We start from the raw sequence: 482 nt of genomic DNA on the forward strand, positions 1-482 counted from the left end.
CCAAGGCAGACTCAAGCTACGATTTCCAGGTCGGTTCGAAAGATAATGAACAAATCAGTATTGCTATCGGTAAAAGTTCAGGCTGGAACCTGGCGACAGCCAACGCTGATGGTACATCATCAGATACCGTAAACACTTATGCTTTCACTAAGACTACGGCCCTTGATGCTAAACAAACAGCATATGATTCTGCAAATGGTGCATATCTGGCAGCAGTTAAAGCCGATGCCGCTAACGGTACAGCGACGGCAGCAGCACTTAAAGGTGCCGCGGATACTGCAACTACCGATTTGGCAACAGCAGTTAAAGATGCTACAGCAGTAAATGAAGCAGTGAACGGCAAGTCACGTACTGTTGCCGCCAAAGGCTTTGATGTGTTGAATGGCACCGTTGCGGCTGATGGTAAAGCAACAGGTACTACACCGTTGGCAGATATCGATAAAGCGCTGAAAGCGGTTGATACTCAGCGCAGCGTGCTGGGT

1 pseudogene is annotated in these 482 nt (G+C 48.5%); it reads left to right on the top strand.

Going from position 1 to position 482, the window contains the following annotated elements:
- A pseudogene (locus YROHD0001_RS0119165) lies at positions 1–482 on the top strand (flagellin FliC); the annotation flags it as partial.

This window comes from Yersinia rohdei ATCC 43380 (assembly GCF_000173775.1).
Classification (GTDB): Bacteria; Pseudomonadota; Gammaproteobacteria; order Enterobacterales; family Enterobacteriaceae; genus Yersinia; species Yersinia rohdei.